We start from the raw sequence: 16,697 nt of genomic DNA on the forward strand, positions 1-16,697 counted from the left end.
GGCACAGGCGAACCGGGATGCCCGGATCACCTCTGGACACCTGAAATCACTTCATGGTTTGCCATAAACCGACCCGTGGAATTGCGAGAGATCTTCAAGGCATGCAGAAAAAAAGCGCTACGGTCCAGCTCCTGATACTTGACCCCTCCCAGAACGACGCTGAAACCCTGATCAGCCTGCTGAGAAATGCCGGTCGTGCGACCCGGGCACACAGGGTAACCTCGGAGGAAGATCTTGAGGAGGCCATCAAATCGAGCAGCTGGGACCTGATGCTGGCACGGGATGTGGAACAGGAGGTTTCTCCGGAGCACGCCCTTGCCACCATCCGGCGGATGGACAAGGACATACCCTTCATTCTGCTCACCGGCGAACCTGACCGCGAACGCACAGTCAGCTACATGAAGTCGGGCGCCCAGGACACGGTCCCTGCGGAACAGACAGACCTGCTTGTGCTCGTTGTCCGGCGGGAACTTGCGGCTCTTGACGAACGTCGCAAGCGACGCGCTCTCGAGTCTCATCTGCGGGAAGCGGAACAGCGCTGTCAGCTTCTTCTGGAAAGCTCGAAGGATGCCATCGCCTACATCAACGACGGCATGCACATCTACGCCAACCAGTCCTACATGGACTTTCTCGGCTACGACGATATTGACGACCTCATCTGCATTCCGATTCTCGATACCCTGACACCGGAAAGTCAGAGCGCCTACAAAGAATTCATGAAGTCATTCGCAGAGTCAGAAAAGGACGGCGCCACACTGAATTGCGTCGCCCGGCGCAGCGACGACCGGGAGATGGACATCACCATGACAGCCTCTTCGGCGACCTACGATGGCGAGCCCTGCACCCAGATTGTTATCCAGCCCGAGAAGAATGACGTGGAGCTTGAGGAGAAACTGCGGCAGATCAGCAGCCAGGATCTGCTTACCGGCCTCTACAACCGCCCCTACCTCATGGATGCCCTCGGCAAAGCCATAGTGACCGCCGGTGAGAAGAATGAAGCCGGTGCCCTCGCCTATATTGCACTTGACGATTTCATGTCCATGAAGAGCCAGGTGGGAATTGCGGGCGCTGATCTTCTGCTTGGAGACCTGTCCGCCGTTCTCCGCAAGCAGGTGGACGACGACATGATCCTCGCACGACTCAGCGACGATGCCTTCTGCGTACTGGCGCAGCCCTGCGACGAACAGCGTCTTGCCGATACCTGCGAATCCATCCGCAAGAGCGTTGAGGATCACCTGTTTGATATCGGTGGCCGCACCATCCAGCTGACAGTCAGCATCGGCATAGCCGCGATAACAGAGAATTCACCCAAGGCACCCGACCTCATTGGCCGCGCCCATACCGCCTCAGCGGAAGTGAGAAAACTGGACGGCCATGAGCGGGGCAACGGTGTGGTGATCTACAATCCCGCCGATTTCGAGACCCTGGATGAAGGCAATTCCATCGAGGCCATACAGCGAGCCCTGGATGAAGACCGCTTCCGCCTCCTTTTCCAGCCCATCATAAATCTCCGGGGCGAAGGTGAAGAACATTACGAGGCCTTTGTCCGGATGCTGGACAGGGATGGCCAGGAGATCTCTCCTTACGATTTCCTGCCGCCAATGGGCCCCTCCGACATGGCAGGAAAGATCGACCGCTGGGTTACCCTGCAGACCATCAAGCAGCTGGCCAATCACCGGTCCAGGGGGCACGACACACGCCTGTTCCTGAACATCACAGCTGAGACCATCCAGGACAAGACGTTCACCTCATGGCTGAGCGTGGCGCTGAAAGCCGCACGCCTGCCCGGTAATTCACTGATCTTCCAGATTCGGGAAGGCGATGCCAACGCCTACCTCAAGCAGGCGCGGGAGTTTGCAAAGTCATTGCAGGAGTTGCACTGCAAGATATCCATCAGCCAGTTCGGCTGTGCTCTCAATCCCTTCAACACCCTCAAGCATGTGGATGTGGATTACATCAAGATCGATGGCTCATTCACTGAAGAAGTCCAGAAGAGTGAAGACGCCCGGACCAGGGTCAAGGAAATGGTGGAAACCCTGCGCAGTTCCGGCAAGCTGACCATCATCCCGCTGGTGGAAAACGCCGCAGTGCTGGCGACCCTGTGGCAGGCCGGGGTGAACTATATCCAGGGCTACTACCTGCAGGCACCTGTGCCTGAAATGAATTACGATTTCGGCGATCAGTGAGTCTCACTCTCCCGAAACCCAATCAGGTACAGCAGAGCATCCAGCCCCAGCGTTGAAATCGAATGTCGGGCCGACTCCTTGACCAGGGGTTTGGCCCTGAATGCCACGCCAAGACCGGCCTGGCTCAGCATTGGCAGGTCATTGGCACCATCTCCCACGGCTATCACCTGCTCCCGGGACACGTTCTCTCTGCGGGCAATTTCCAGTAGCAATTCAGCCTTGCGCTGCCCATCCACAATGGGGCCGGAAACCCGGCCAGTGACCTTGCCGTCCTCGATTTCCAGCTCATTGGCGTAGATGTAATCAATGCCCAGGCGCTCCTGCAGCTTCCGGGCAAAGTAACTGAACCCGCCGGAGAGAATCGCGGTGCGATATCCCAGGGATTTCAGGCTGCGCAGCAGATGCTCTGCCCCCTCGGTCAGTTTCAGACGCTCGGCAATAGCCTCCAGCACGGACTCATCCAGCCCCTTCAGCAGCGCCAGGCGCTCGGCGAAGCTCTCACTGAAATCAAGCCTGCCCTGCATGGCCGCTTCCGTGATCGCTGCCACCTGCTCGCCCACGCCCGCCTCCCTGGCCAGTTCGTCAATCACTTCCGCCTCGATCAGGGTCGAGTCCATGTCAAACACCACCAGGCGTCGATTGCGCCGGAAAATGGAATCCTCCTGGAAGGCGATATCCACATTCATTTCACTGGCGATATGGAGGAAATCGGAGCGCAGCTGCTCCGGGTCTGCCGGTGTGCCACGGACAGAGAATTCGATACAGGCGATGCGGTTGTCGGAAGCCTTAAGTGAAGGCCGGGCTGACAGCCGGGTTATGTTGTCAATATTGAGGCCGTGGCGGGCGGTGATCGCCGACACCCGGGCAATCTGCTCCGCCTTGATGTCCCTGGACATGAGCGTAACTATGTAACAGGCCCGATTGCGGCCTGAGGCCCACTGCTGGTACTCCGCCTCTGAGATCGGCGCAAAGCGCACCTGCAGGTCAAGGGCATGCAGGCGGAACAGCAGCTCCCGAATGACGGAGGAGGCCTGGGACTCGTCCGGAATCTCCGCCAGGATACCCCAAGTCAGATGATCGTGAATCACCGCCTGGCCTATATCCAGAATGCGGACATCATAGCGCCCCATGATGCCGGTAATTTCCGAAGTAAGACCCGGCTTGTCACGGCCGGAAACATTGATCAGGACCAGTTCACTCACTCTCGGCTTGCTCCTCTTCCGTTGCCGGCGACGGGCCGGACGACACTACATCAATCCCATCCACACGCTGCAGCCCTCGGGGCAGCTTGTGGCCGCGCCGGCCGCGGTCTCCCAGGTAGTGCTCGAGGTCGCTGAACTGCAGGTTCATCTTGCGCTTGCCGGCTCTGATCTGGAGCTGGTCGGCCCTGTCGAATACCGCAACATCCACCACGAACTCCTCCCGGCTCTGCACCCGGGCCGAGGGAATGCTGATGATCTTGTTGCCCTTTCCTCTGGCCAGTTCGGGTAGTTCGCTGAGGGGGAACACAAGCATCCGGCCCTCGTTGGAAATGGCTGCCAGATAAAGGCTGTCACCCCGGCGGGGGATTGGCGTGGGGGGCATCAGGCGTGCGCCTTTTGGAATATTCACCAGGGCCTTGCCGTTGCGGTTCTTGCTGATCATCTCCTCAAGGGAGGTGATGAATCCGTACCCGGCATCGGTAACCAGCAGCACCTTCTCGGAGGGCTCCCCCAGCAACAGGCCAGAGAAGGTTGCACCGGACGGCGGGTTGATCCTGCCAGTCAGGGGCTCACCCTGGCCCCGGGCCGATGGCAGAGTATGGGCAAGCATGGAGTAGGCCCTGCCGGTGGAATCGAGGAATACGGCCTGCTGGTTGTTGCGGCCCCTGGCCGCCATGGCAAAACGGTCGCCGGATTTGTAACTCAACCCTTCCGGTTCGATATCATGGCCTTTGGCCGCCCTGACCCAGCCTTTTTCCGACAACACGACCGTCACAGGATCATTGGAGACCAGGTCCAGCTCGCTGAACGCCCTGGCTTCGTCTCTTTCCACAATGGGCGAGCGGCGATCGTCGCCGTAGGTGTCCGCATCCGCCTGCAACTCGGACTTGATCAGCTCTCGCAGGCGCTCCTCCGAGCCCAGAATATTCTGGAGTTCATTGCGCTCGGCTGCCAGTTCATCCTGCTCACCACGGATTTTCATTTCCTCGAGCTTGGCCAGATGCCGCAGCTTCAGCTCCAGAATCGACTCGGCCTGATCGGGCGACAGGCCAAAGCGGCTCATCAACTCGGTCTTGGGTTTGTCATAAGTTCGTATTATCTCAATAACTTCATCAATATTGAGGTAGGCAATCAGCAGACCCTCAAGGATATGCAGGCGGGCGAGCACCTTGTCGAGCCGGAACTGCAGACGGCGGGTAACCGTGGTGCGGCGGTAGCTGATCCATTCACTCAGAAGGGTGTGCAGGTCCTTGACGCCCGGCCGGCCATCGTTGCCGATGACATTTATATTGACCCGATAGGATTTCTCGAGGTCGGTGCTGGCAAACAGGTGGGCCATCAGGCCTTCCATATCCACCCGGCTGGAACGGGGAATGATCACCAGGCGTGTCGGATTCTCATGGTCCGACTCATCACGCAGGTCTGCCACCATGGGCAGTTTCTTCGCCTGCATCTGGGCCGCGATCTGCTCAAGGATCCGGTTTCCTGACACCTGGTGGGGCAGATCCGTGACCACGATTTCACCGCTGTCATTGATCCATCGGGCCCTCATGCGAAGGGATCCGCGGCCCGTTTCGTACATCCGCCGCAGCTCATGACGAGGCGTGATGATCTCGGCATGAGTTGGATAATCCGGCCCCTTGATATGCTCCAGGAGCTCGTCGATGGAAGTATCCGGTCTGTCCAGCAGCCGGATGCAGGCAGCCGCCACTTCCCGCACATTGTGGGGCGGAATGTCGGTAGCCATACCCACTGCGATGCCGGTGGTGCCATTAAGCAGCACATGGGGCAGACGCGCAGGCAGAGTGGAGGGCTCATCCATTGTGCCATCGAAGTTCGGCACCCAGTCCACGGTACCCTGCCCCAGCTCCGCCAGCAGCACATCAGCAAAGGCCGCCAGCCGGGATTCGGTATAACGCATGGCAGCGAAGGATTTGGGATCATCCGGGGAGCCCCAGTTGCCCTGTCCGTCCACCAGTGGATAGCGGTAGGAAAATGGCTGGGCCATCAGAACCATGGCTTCGTAACAGGCACTGTCACCGTGCGGATGGAACTTGCCCAGAACATCGCCAACTGTCCTCGCGGACTTCTTGTACTTCGACGTTGACTTCAGGCCAAGCTCGGACATGGCATAAATAATCCGGCGCTGGACAGGCTTCAGGCCATCGCCCACGTTGGGCAGGGCCCGGTCGAGAATGACGTACATGGAATAATCGAGGTAGGCCTTTTCCGTGTAATCCCGGAGGGCGACGCGCTCAAACCCTTCATCCGTGCTCTGAAACTCTGGCATGGAAGCCTCTTGTAGCTGTTGTGAATTCCGCACCTGCTGACTGCCATGCGCAGTGGCAGTCATAGTGGCAGTCGGTCAGGCTGCTCATTATATGGAGCAAGTGCTCCGGACACCAATCTGTTGCCGGGTACCTGCAGTCGCTGGAACCAATCAGCTTTTCAAATAGCGGAATTCACGCATGGAGGGAGTGCACGCCGAACCGTATTCTCGAACCAGAAAACATGGTTACCGTTTTGCAACTTCACAATTCTGTCTGGTCAAATGTGATGAGAACGACTTTCAAAGCCTGCCGTCAAGCCATGTTGACAGCTCTTGCCAATGGACTTCTGGCTCTTGCACTGATGTTACTGGTGGAGTTTGCCGTCAGTGGCACTTTCCACATTGCGGCGCCCTATCTCTGGGCCGGCCTGCTGATCTGGCTGGTGGTGTTTACCGCCCAGTTGTGCCGGCAGTTGCGTCTTTGCCGCTGCGACCAGGGTCGCGAGCGCACAACAGAGGCCTGAGCCCGAGGGCTGTCATAACCGGGGCGTCACCTGACGCCCCCGAAACCCGCTTACTGGCGAATGCCTTCAACCGAGATAATCAGCTCCACGGTCTCAGATGCTTCTCCAAGATCTTTGGGAATGTCAAAATCCTTCAGCCGCAGCTCCGTTGACGCTTCAAAGCCCATCCGATAACCACCCCAGGGGTCGTCACCGTGGCCCACCATTTCTGCGTCAAGGGTGATTTCCTTCGTCACGCCACGCAGAGTGAGGTCGCCCACAATCTGTCCTTCTTTTCCATCTTCACCCGGCACGACACGCTTGCTGGTGAAGGTGGCTTGCGGGTATTCGTCCGCAAAAAGAAAATCATCGCTACGCAGGTGCTTGTCACGCTCACCGTGGTTTGAATCCACGCTGGCCGTATTGACAGTCACTTCCACGCTGCTCTGCTCTGGATTGGCTGCGTCGTAGGTGAACTTTCCGTCGAACTCGTTAAACCGGCCGTAAAGCCAGCTGTAGCCGAGATGGGATATCTTGAAGATGATGAACTGGTGCTGGCCTTCGGTATCAAACGCGTAGGTGCCGCTATGCTCTGACGCCTCGGCGCCGGAAACCATGGCCACTGACACCAGGGATGCTGCTACCAGTTTCCGTATCGAACCCGTCATGGTTTGAGTGTTCATTGTTTCTGATACTCCTTGCTGTGCGCCCCAAGGGGCATGGTTAAAACATTCCGGTTGTTCCTTCCGGCCGGGCCAGCGACTTTCATTCTGTCCTGATCGTACGCAGCATCCGCCGGAGGGTTTCATCCCGGTCAATAAAATGATGTTTGAGGGCAGCCAGACCATGGCCGGCAGCGAGAACCACCAGGGCCCAGGTCGACCAGTAGTGGACATCCCCGACAATGGTTTCCAGTTCCCTCATTCTGCCGGTGATCGAGGGCACAGTGAACCAGCCGAACACATCGATGGACGAGCCATCCGCCGTTGAGATCAGATAACCACTGATCATCGCAACAAAAGTCAGCAGGTAGAGGCACCAGTGCGCAAGGTGCGCCCCGGTGACTTCCAGCCGGCTGTGGTTGGGGAGCGGCCGGGGTTTTGGATTGCCCACCCGCCAGGCAAGCCTGAGGGCCATCAGCCCCAGCAGCAGCATGCCGACGCTCCTGTGGATGTCCGGGGCCGTGCGGTACCAGTCATGATAGTAATCAAGATCAACCATGTAGTAGCCAAGGCCGAACAGCCCGAATATGGCAGCCGCTGCCACCCAGTGAAAAAATATCGCCAGAACTCCGTAGCTGTTTTTCGAATTGCGTACCTGCATCTTCCTGAGACTCCGTTGCCCTGCCCCGCTTCCACGGCCGTACCGCCTCCAACAAGTCTATAAATCTGGCGGCGCCAATCAAATCGCAATGTTTTGGCCTGAAGCATCAGAAAAACTGATGATTTGACTTTGGTCGTATGGGGATTTTACGGATTGAGCCAATCCTTCATCCCGGTAAAATTGATCCATAACACGACCAGCCCCCGGCATCCAGTTTGGACAGCAACGGCAGGTCTTTTTTCTGGAAATACGAGGAAAAATGATGGAAGTCGAATTTGACGAAAGCGTTGTGGTTCCCAGCAACAACTGAGACCAACCCCTCATCTGAGAGCCTCTGGCACTGGGAAAACGCCACCCGGATTGCGAATTGAGCCTTTCGTTCGCATTTCGGGTCCCGCAACAAATATCCCTGCAAGGGGCTCTCCGACACTACCCCACGAGCAGTTTCCTTCTGCAACAGCTATCCAGCGAGCGCGCCCGTCTCCGGTAGTGTCCGGCTTTTCGGTCACTTATGCCTTAAACGCTGGTAACTTTCTGGAAAGTTTGGCATTCTTCTCCAATATTGTGGCTTTTTCGCCGATTGAAACGTCGCAATTTTTGTGCGTCAACAGGTCTGGCCGGCTATACCACCCGGTATTACGACGCTTTCGTTCACTGCCTCAGTGCTGATTTATGTCAAAAATCCTGCCCAATTCACTGGCCTCCCCAGAGCTGGAACTGCTCGGGCCCATGCTTGATCATCATGATTATGGATGGAGCGCCAGCTTTCAGGGGCTGACACTGAGAACAGCACTGCAACCCATTTTCAGCATTTCCCACAAGCGGGTCGTTGGTTACGAGGCCCTGATACGGGCTTTTGACACGGACAACTCCAGCGTCCTGCCCCTTCATCTGTTTGGCCTGCCCACAACCGAAGCGGAAAATGTACTGCTGGACCGCCTGTGTCGCTATCTACATATTCAGAATTATTCATCATTGAGCGAACAGGTAAATTGGCTGTTCCTCAACGTGTCGCCAAAGGTTGTGGCCAGCGGACGCCAGAATGACTCTTTTTTCGGACAATTACTGGAACGCACGGGCCTGCCCCCACACCGGGTGGTTATCGAGATCGTAGAACAGCCCACGGATGATTCCGCTCAGCTGCGTGAGGCCGTCGCCTATTACCAGCAACTGGGCTGCCTGACAGCAATCGATGACTTTGGCGCGGGACATTCGAATTTCGAAAGAATATGGAACCTTTCCCCGGACATCGTAAAACTCGACAGGTCGCTCCTCACCAGGGCCATAGACGACAAGAAGGCACGACAGATACTCAACGGCATCGCCTCTCTGCTCCACCAGTCGGGCTGCCTGGTTCTGCTGGAGGGGGTGGAAACCCACGATCAGGCCATGATCGCGATTGATGCGGGCGTAGATTTCGTTCAGGGGTTCTATTTTTCAAGACCCAGCCTGGATCTGGCCGACATTGACCGCAAGACGCCGGATCTGGAGCAGCTGCTCACTGATTACAAGAGCCGTGACCGGGTACAACTGGACCCAACCCAGCAGATTACCGACTTTTTCAGCGGCTTTTTCCAGAGCGCGGTCAATCAGCTACGAACCGGCCAGACCCTCAAAATTGCCTGTAATGAGCTGCTGACCCATCATGCTGTATCCCGTTGCTATCTGATTGATGCTCTGGGCGTTCAGGTGGACGATACCCTGCTCTCCGCCAGCTCGTCCCACAACCTCGATCCCCGCTTCCGGCCGCTGGAGAATACCAGCAGTGCAGACTGGTACCGGCAGCTGTATCTCAAGCAGGCTCTTGCCCAGCCCGATCGCATTCAGGTAACCCGCCCCTACCTTTCCATTACCGGCGCCTACATGTGTGTCACTCTTTCACTGGCCTATGTCCACGCCGGCCAGATGAAAGTGCTCTGCTGCGACATTCTCGCCAACCCTGAAGCCGGACGGCGCTCCTGAAAGCAAAATTGTCAGGCAAGCAGGATTCATTGAAGTTCCACGCCGTACACCAGAGCAATGACCGCCACCGTCACCAGGCCGATGAACAGGTTCATGGGCACCCCTACCCTGACAAAATCCATGAAACGGTAGCCACCCGGACCAAACACCATCATGTTGGTCTGGTAACCCAGAGGCGTGGCAAAGCTGGCAGAAGCCGCCATCATCACCGCGATCACAAACGGCTCTGCAGGCACTCCCATGGAGGCAGTCATCGACAGGACCACGGGCAGAACCAGCACAGCGGCTGCGTTGTTGGTGACCACCTCTGTCAGAACAGAAATGGCAAGATAAACCAGCAGCAGAGTCAAAAGGGGATGGCCATTGCTGGCGGATATGATGAGCTCAGCTGCCAGACGGGCAGCACCGGTTACCTCCAGCGCGGCCCCGAGAGCAAACGACGCAGCAATGGTCAGGATCACCGGCACATCCACAGCCTTCTGCGCCTGGCCCACGGAGCAGCAGCCCGTGAGGATCATCAGGGCGGCACCCAGAAGGGCCGCGTTCAGCATGCTCAGCAGGCCACTGGCAGCTGCTCCCACCAGCAGGAGCAGTGTGCCCCAGGCCACCCAGGCACGGTCATGACGGGGCGCCTCGGTGCCAAGATCATTAATAAGCAGGAAGTCGCGGGCGTATCTCTGACGGCTCACAAAGGCCGGCCGCGCCTCCAGCAGCAGAACGTCCCCTGGTTTGAGCCGGATATTTCCCAGGTTGCCAGAAACCCGTTCACCACCCCTCGCCACCGCCAGAACCACTGCCCCGTACCGGTCACGAAAGCGGGCATCCCGAATCGTCTGCCCCAGTACTTCGGACTGGGGCGAGAGCGCAGCCTCGACCAGACGCCGTTCCGCCCTGTCCTTGCTCAGACTGGGTTCGTCATCATGCACTGAAGGCACGATACCGTTGATCCGCAGCAGGTCCGAAATGGCCTGGGTATCGCCGGCAAACACCAGCCGGTCGCCACCCCTCAGGCGCTCTTCCGACGGCACCGCGGTAACCACACTGCCGTCCCGCTCGATCTCTACCAGGTATAACCGGTCCAGGTCCCGCAGTCCGGCCTCCCCCACTGTCTTGCCCACCAGGGGACCTTCCAGTGAAACCGCCACCTCCAGGGTAAATTCCCGCATGGCGCCAAACTTCTGCTGGTCTTTCCTGTCTGGCAAAAACCTGGGCAGAAAAACCACCACAGCCACCAGGCCAACAAGAGCAACTGGCAGACCCACGGCGGTAATGGAGAAGATGGAAAAGCCTTCCTCCCCTGTCAGATCCCGGTACTGGCCGTTAACCACCAGGTTGGTGCTGGTGCCGATCAGGGTTAGCGTGCCCCCCAGAATGGCGGAATAGCTCAGGGGAATCATCAGTCGTGAGGGAGAGATGCCGATCTTGCGGGACCAGGCATGAATGGCCGGAATCATGGTCGCCACCACCGGCGTATTGTTCAGGAAGCCGCTGAGCAGGGCGACAGGAAAGGCGATACGGGCCTGGGCGCTACGCACACTGCGGGGGGATCGCAGGAGGTGATTCACAATCATGTCCACGCCGCCGGAATGGTGAATGCCGGCAGCCACCACAAACATGGCCACAACGGTAATCAGACCGGTATTGCTGAAACCCGCGAGGGCCTGGGAAGGCTCCAGTATGCCGCTGACGCTGAGAATGACCAGTACGCTCATCATGACCAGATGAGGGGCGTAACGGCCAAGGCTCATCAGCAGCAGTGCTGAAGCCGCCAGCCCCAGCGAAAACCATCCCTGCCATTCCATGTGATATGCCTGCGGTTAAAAGCGTGCAGCATATCGAATCCCTGGATAACACAGAAAGAATAATGAATGCTTTTGAAAGCTCTCAAAAGCATAAAGCATCCCGGCGGCGTGCTTCAGGTCGCCAGATCGGCCATATTACCGTAGGCCTCAAGCCAGGCTCGCCGATCCGGAGCCCGCTTTTTGCCCAGCAGCATGTCCATGCACTCATCCGTATCATCGCCGTCGGCAAGGGTGAGCATCACCAGGCGGCGGGTATCCGGAGCCATGGTGGTTTCCCGCAGTTGCAGCGGATTCATCTCACCAAGGCCCTTGAATCGGGTCACCGAGATCTTGCCCCTGCGCTTTTCCGCTTCGATACGATCCAGAATGCCCTGTTTTTCATGCTCATCCAGGGCATAGAAGGTTTCCTTGCCCAGGTCGACCCGGTACAGGGGCGGCATGGCAACGAAAATATGGCCCGCCTCCACCACCGGTCTGAAATGCTTGACGAAAAGCGCACACAGCAGGGTGGCAATGTGCAGGCCGTCCGAGTCTGCGTCGGCGAGGATACAGACCTTGTTATAGCGCAGGCCACCAAGCTGGTCCGAACCCGGGTCGACTCCTATGGCCACTGCAATGTCATGCACCTCCTGGGAGGCCAGGATGTCACCGGAATCCACTTCCCAGGTATTCAGTATCTTGCCACGCAGGGGCATCACCGCCTGGAATTCCCGGTCCCGGGCCTGCTTGGCGGAACCGCCCGCGGAATCGCCCTCCACCAGAAAGAGCTCTGAACGGTTGGTATCCGCGCCGGAGCAATCCGCCAGCTTACCCGGTAGGGCCGGGCCCGAGGTGACCCGTTTGCGGGCGACCTTCTTGCTGGCCTTGAGGCGGCGCTGGGCATTGCTGATGAACAGCTCCGCCAGCACTTCGGCCACCGCAGTATGCTGATTCAGCCAAAGACTGAACGCATCCTTGACTACACCGGAGACAAAAGCAGCTGCCTCGCGGGAGGACAGCCGCTCCTTGGTCTGTCCGGAGAACTGCGGGTCCTGCATCTTGAAGGAGAGCACATAGGCGCAGCGCTCCCAGATGTCCTCGGGGGAGAGTTTTACCCCCCGGGGCAGCAGGCTCCGAAACTCACAGAACTCCCGCATGGCCTCCAGCAGGCCGCTACGCAGACCATTAACGTGGGTTCCACCCTGAGCCGTTGGGATCAGGTTAACGTAACTTTCCATCACGCCCTCCCCCCCTTCTGGCAGCCACTGTATCGCCCAGTGGACTTCTTCCCTGTTGCCGGCGAACTCTCCGGTGAAGGGATCCTGGGGCACCACTTCGAGATCGGCGAGAGCGGTTCTCAGATAGTCCCGCAGACCATCCTCATAGCACCATTCGTCTTTCTCTCCACTCGCCTCCTGGAAGAAGGTAACTATCAGGCCGGGGCAGAGCACCGCCTTGGCGCGCAGGTTGTGGCGCAGGCGGCTGATGGAGAATTTTGGACTGTCGAAGTAGCTGATGTCGGGAGTGAACTTCAGCCGGGTGCCGGTGTTGCGCTTGCCCACCGTGTCTATAACTTCCAGCTCTGTCAGTTTGTGCCCGTTGGCGAAGGTCATCCGGTGCATCTGGCCATCACGCTTGATGGTCACTTCCAGACGGCTCGACAGGGCATTGACCACGGATACCCCGACGCCGTGCAGGCCGCCGGAGAAGCTGTAATTGCCCTCGGAGAACTTGCCGCCGGCGTGGAGGCGGGTCAGAATCAGCTCAACCCCGGGAAGCCCCTCCTCTTTATGGAGGTCAACTGGCATGCCCCGCCCGTCATCCTCAACACTCAGGGAACCGTCGGCATAGAGCACCACGTCGATACGCCGGGCATGTCCCGCCAGCGCCTCGTCCACGCTGTTATCGATAACTTCCTGAGCCAGATGATTTGGCCGTGAAGTGTCCGTGTACATTCCAGGCCGCTTGCGGACCGGGTCCAGGCCACTCAGTACTTCGATTGCGTCAGCGTTGTATTCTTTCTGGCTCATAGGCGGGCTACATCTCTGGAGCGTTAAAACTGAAGGGCTCTAGCTTAGGGATTCGGGGCGAAAGATCAACGGTTGTTTTGTGGATGGTGGTGCGTATGGAAGCAATCGGACAGGTCTTTCCAGAACCGTCCGGAGCCAGGGATGGCGGAGGCCGAGCGTACATGGACGTATTCACAGCGTGTTCTGGAAAGACCTGTCCGATTGCTTTGCCTCCCCAGCCCCAGACGGGCTGCGCCCTGTTCACCGGTTCCGGACCATCTCCGGCAGGCCCTCCCCGCTTACATGAAGCTTCTCCCACCCGGTGGCAGTAACGGCCAGCACGGCACAGGGCGTGGTCAGAGCCTGGGTCACCATGCTGTCCTCCGGCGGCGTCCGGACCTCGACCTTTATTCGCAGCACATCATCGCGCAGATTGCTGGAAGCCAGGGTAACGCCATAGCCGCCGGTGGACTTCTGACCCAGAGACACGATCAACAGGTGCTCCCGCTCAAAATCCAGCTTTTCGGCAGCGGCGAGGCTCAGATGCTGTGCCGAGCCGTCCTGGAATGTTGCAAGCTCCCCGGGGCCTGAGAGGTGAACCAGCCCAGGCGCTGTTAGCCCGCAGTGGTTGGAGGCTGTCAACTGACGGGCAACGCCGCCATCCGGAAGCACTTTTTCCTCCACCGGATCGTTGCTCGCACAGGCACTGAGGGACAGGGCCAGTGCCAGAACTGAAGCGATTTGAAGCGACTTGCGGAGTTTTTTCATCATTATTCTGACCTTTCGACGCGGCGTTGGGGCTCATTTTCATTTCCGTCTTGCGGCAATAGCCGGTATCCCTTGAATCCGACACGGGGCAGGCCGAGGGATTCTACAGTAGGCCGTCTGAAACTGGTGGTCAGCTCCACGCCGGAAACGGGCGACTCGCCAATGGCAATCGGCTCGGGGAGGCCATTCACAGGATACTCTGCGCAGGCCTCACCGGTTTCACAGATAAAGCCGTTGTTGTCTGTATCGGTTCCGGCAACCAGGAAATATTCACCCGGTTCGACCTCGGCGAAGCTGAACGGATACCGGCCATCCCGGGCCTCGACCACCTGCTGCTGAAGGGTATCCTGCTCCGTGCCTGTGCTCACCAGAAGCACGTAATGGCGGCCTGCGTTCCGCTCTTCAGCCTGCTCTCCCAGCTGCACCGACACCGGGATCTCAAGGACCCGGTCCTGGGACGTCTGGTTTCCGTAGGAGATCAGCACACGATCACGGAAAAGTCTGTCCTGCTCAAGCATGGAAGTATCCACGGTGGCGGTGAGGGTAACCGGGGCGACACCGGCTTCGGCAATAGCCGGCTGAAAGCTCAGCCATTCCGGCTTTTCCACGCTCCCAAGAGTGACTGTCTCATTTTCAGGATAAACCGTAAGGCTGAGGCTCTGGCTGGTCTGGCCGCTGCTGAACTGGAGCGCGGAGGGCGAAGCGCCCATGACGGTGCTAACCGTGCCGTCACGAACCACATTCACCGCCTTCAGGGCGTTGATCAGCCCGGCGCCGTATTCTGTCTGATTACCCACGTTATCTGTCAGCTCCCCGTTTTTCAGCAGGGCAAAGAACGTACCCGGAGACAGCGGCTTCTTGACCGCCGCTTCCTTCATCAGGGCGAAGACACCCGCCACGTGCGGCGCCGCCATTGAGGTACCCTGGAGGCCAGCATAGTTGGGCTGGGGCGGCTGAACCGAATCGTCACCCCATGCACTGATTACCAGATCGGCATTGCCATCAAGGTTAGCGTCGCGGGTGGCATCGCCGCCCGGGGCCACCAGGTCCACCGAACCGCCAAAATTGGAATAGGATGCCCGGACAGCTGCACCGTCTACAGCGCCCACGCCCACCACATTGTCGAACGCAGCAGGATAGGTAAGCTGGTCACTACCCTGATTGCCGGCCGCAGCGACCACCAGTTTGCCGTTATTGAATGCCGCTTCGATGGCATTCTCCAGCCCCTGGCTGCGTCCCAGACCGCCCAGGCTCAGATTTATGACATCAATATCACTCTGGCTTCCCGCCCAGTTCAGAGCATCGATGAGATCTGCAGAAGAGCCAACACCATCCCGGCCAAGCACCCGCACCGGAATAAGCCGGACAAACGGCGCCACACCGATGATCCCCAGATTGTTGTCTATTCCAGCCGCAGTACCGGCAACATGAGTACCGTGAAAAGTGCTGCTCTGGCGCTGACCGTCGCCCGGATCAGCGGGATTCTTGTCACGCCCGGGATTATCAGGGTCCGCATCGGGGTCCTCATCGATGTCCAGGGTCCCGGAAACAAAATCCGTTATCCGTGTATTGGTGGCAGGAACATTGCCGGCCAGGTCTGGGTGCCAGTCACCGTAGGAGCTCGGCGTCGTGCTGAATAGCCCCGTATCCAGAACCGCGATACCGACTCCGAAGCCGGCATTGGGTGCCACCTGCCACGCCGTGGGCAGGCTGATGAGAGGATAATGCCATTGCAGTTCATACAGAGGATTGGTATCCGGCGTAACTGCCTGGCTCCGATACAGGTAATTGGGCTCAGCCATTTCAATATCCGGCGTGCGCTCCAGGGTACGGATCCATTTCAGGGTTTCCTTTTGCGCCTCAACCCGTGCATCGCCGGTCAACGCTCGGGCACGCTGCGCAGACGCCTGCCGCAGGTGCCACAGACCCCGCCCCAGGTGCCGTGCCTCAGCGGCGTTCATCGCCTGCGCGCTGACTCGAAAAGAACCGGAAGCCGGGGGGTCAGGAGTCATCTGGACAATCGCTTCACCTGGCCTGAAATCACCATGCTCATAGCTGACATTCATCGCCGAAGCGGCGCCTCTGGTGGAGACTGTCAGGACGTAACGTAAAGGCCCGCCGCTTTCAGCCACTATGGTCAGCGTATGGCCAGTGGGCCCAGTGACATCGTCCGGAACCACATAGACAAATGGTGGGTCACCGCTGCAGTCAGTGCAGCCCGCATCTCTGCCATCCCTTGTGATGTCAAGACGCGTTGCAGGCTTCTCTCCCGTGCCTTCGGGAAATACCTGCAGGGCAACGCGGTCGCCAGCCGACAATTCAACTGACCAGTTATCAGTGCTGTCCGCCTGGTACTGAAAAGCTTCCCCTGGGTTGGATGCCGGATAGGTACCTGAAGTGGCGCTGACATAACCGGCGACCACACCCGTCCCGGGTAGCGTCTGAGCGTTACCGGGAGTGTCGTTGCTTTGTGCCAGGCCAAGCCGGAAATCATCGGCGGTATCCGAGTCAATCCTGGAGCCACTTTCGATCTTTATCACGCCGCTGAGCGCGTCCTGGTCCTCGTCGTCGCCCCCCGAGCCGCCGCTACACCCGGCAATCAGGGTAGCCAGAGAGACTGAAAGAGCACAGAATTTTAGCGTGTGATTCAAAACCATGAGTAACCCTTGAGCCTGATTGTTCTGATTCCGCGGA

General features: G+C 58.5%; 11 protein-coding genes. 3 read left to right on the forward strand and 8 right to left on the reverse strand.

The features are described 5' to 3' along the window. The first annotated feature begins 101 nt into the window (after positions 1 to 101). Positions 102 to 2,186, forward strand: coding sequence for an EAL domain-containing protein (locus tag LG327_RS17665; RefSeq protein ID WP_404363952.1), 2,085 nt, complete (start codon positions 102 to 104; stop codon positions 2,184 to 2,186). Here LG327_RS17665 and serB read toward each other — a convergent pair. Together serB and parC are read right to left on the reverse strand one after the other, a co-directional pair. Further along, positions 2,180 to 3,388, reverse strand: a complete 1,209-nt coding sequence (gene serB / locus LG327_RS17670) for a phosphoserine phosphatase SerB (protein WP_404363954.1) — start codon at positions 3,386 to 3,388, stop codon at positions 2,180 to 2,182. The genes LG327_RS17665 and serB overlap by 7 nt on opposite strands. Continuing rightward, a complete protein-coding gene (gene parC, locus LG327_RS17675) occupies positions 3,381 to 5,678 on the reverse strand; it encodes a DNA topoisomerase IV subunit A (RefSeq protein ID WP_404363955.1) in 2,298 nt (765 codons plus the stop codon). The genes serB and parC overlap by 8 nt, the downstream gene beginning before the upstream one ends. A gap of 266 nt (positions 5,679 to 5,944) precedes the next feature. On the opposite strand from parC, the gene LG327_RS17680 reads away from it, so the two are divergent. Continuing rightward, complete coding sequence (locus LG327_RS17680) at positions 5,945 to 6,181, forward strand: hypothetical protein (RefSeq protein WP_404363957.1); 237 nt, start codon at positions 5,945 to 5,947, stop codon at positions 6,179 to 6,181. 50 nt (positions 6,182 to 6,231) lie between these two features. On the opposite strand, the gene LG327_RS17685 is transcribed toward LG327_RS17680, so the two are convergent. Continuing rightward, positions 6,232 to 6,843: a YceI family protein gene (locus LG327_RS17685; RefSeq protein ID WP_404363959.1), complete on the reverse strand. Its 612-nt coding sequence runs from the start codon at positions 6,841 to 6,843 to the stop codon at positions 6,232 to 6,234. Positions 6,844 to 6,925: 82 nt separating this feature from the next. Then, positions 6,926 to 7,483 carry a cytochrome b gene (locus LG327_RS17690; protein ID WP_404363961.1) on the reverse strand — a complete coding sequence of 186 codons (558 nt, stop codon included), beginning with the start codon at positions 7,481 to 7,483 and terminating at the stop codon, positions 6,926 to 6,928. 672 nt (positions 7,484 to 8,155) lie between these two features. Here LG327_RS17690 and LG327_RS17695 point away from each other — a divergent pair. Further along, complete coding sequence (locus LG327_RS17695) at positions 8,156 to 9,445, forward strand: EAL domain-containing protein (RefSeq protein WP_404363962.1); 1,290 nt, start codon at positions 8,156 to 8,158, stop codon at positions 9,443 to 9,445. A 26-nt stretch (positions 9,446 to 9,471) separates the two neighbouring features. Here the strand turns inward: LG327_RS17695 and LG327_RS17700 are convergent, their stop codons facing one another. The 4 genes from LG327_RS17700 to LG327_RS17715 form a co-directional block, all read right to left on the reverse strand. Continuing rightward, positions 9,472 to 11,247, reverse strand: a complete 1,776-nt coding sequence (locus LG327_RS17700; RefSeq protein WP_404363964.1) for an SLC13 family permease — start codon at positions 11,245 to 11,247, stop codon at positions 9,472 to 9,474. 113 nt (positions 11,248 to 11,360) lie between these two features. After that, positions 11,361 to 13,256 carry a DNA topoisomerase IV subunit B gene (gene parE / locus LG327_RS17705; protein WP_404363965.1) on the reverse strand — a complete coding sequence of 632 codons (1,896 nt, stop codon included), beginning with the start codon at positions 13,254 to 13,256 and terminating at the stop codon, positions 11,361 to 11,363. 240 nt (positions 13,257 to 13,496) lie between these two features. Beyond that, on the reverse strand, positions 13,497 to 14,006 hold the full coding sequence (locus LG327_RS17710; protein ID WP_404363967.1) for a protease complex subunit PrcB family protein: 510 nt from the start codon (positions 14,004 to 14,006) through the stop codon (positions 13,497 to 13,499). After that, positions 14,006 to 16,660, reverse strand: coding sequence for a S8 family serine peptidase (locus LG327_RS17715; protein ID WP_404363968.1), 2,655 nt, complete (start codon positions 16,658 to 16,660; stop codon positions 14,006 to 14,008). The genes LG327_RS17710 and LG327_RS17715 overlap by 1 nt, the downstream gene beginning before the upstream one ends. Positions 16,661 to 16,697 lie beyond the last annotated feature (37 nt).

It is taken from the genome of Marinobacter sp. (assembly GCF_044799475.1).
Taxonomy (GTDB): Bacteria; Pseudomonadota; Gammaproteobacteria; order Pseudomonadales; family Oleiphilaceae; genus Marinobacter.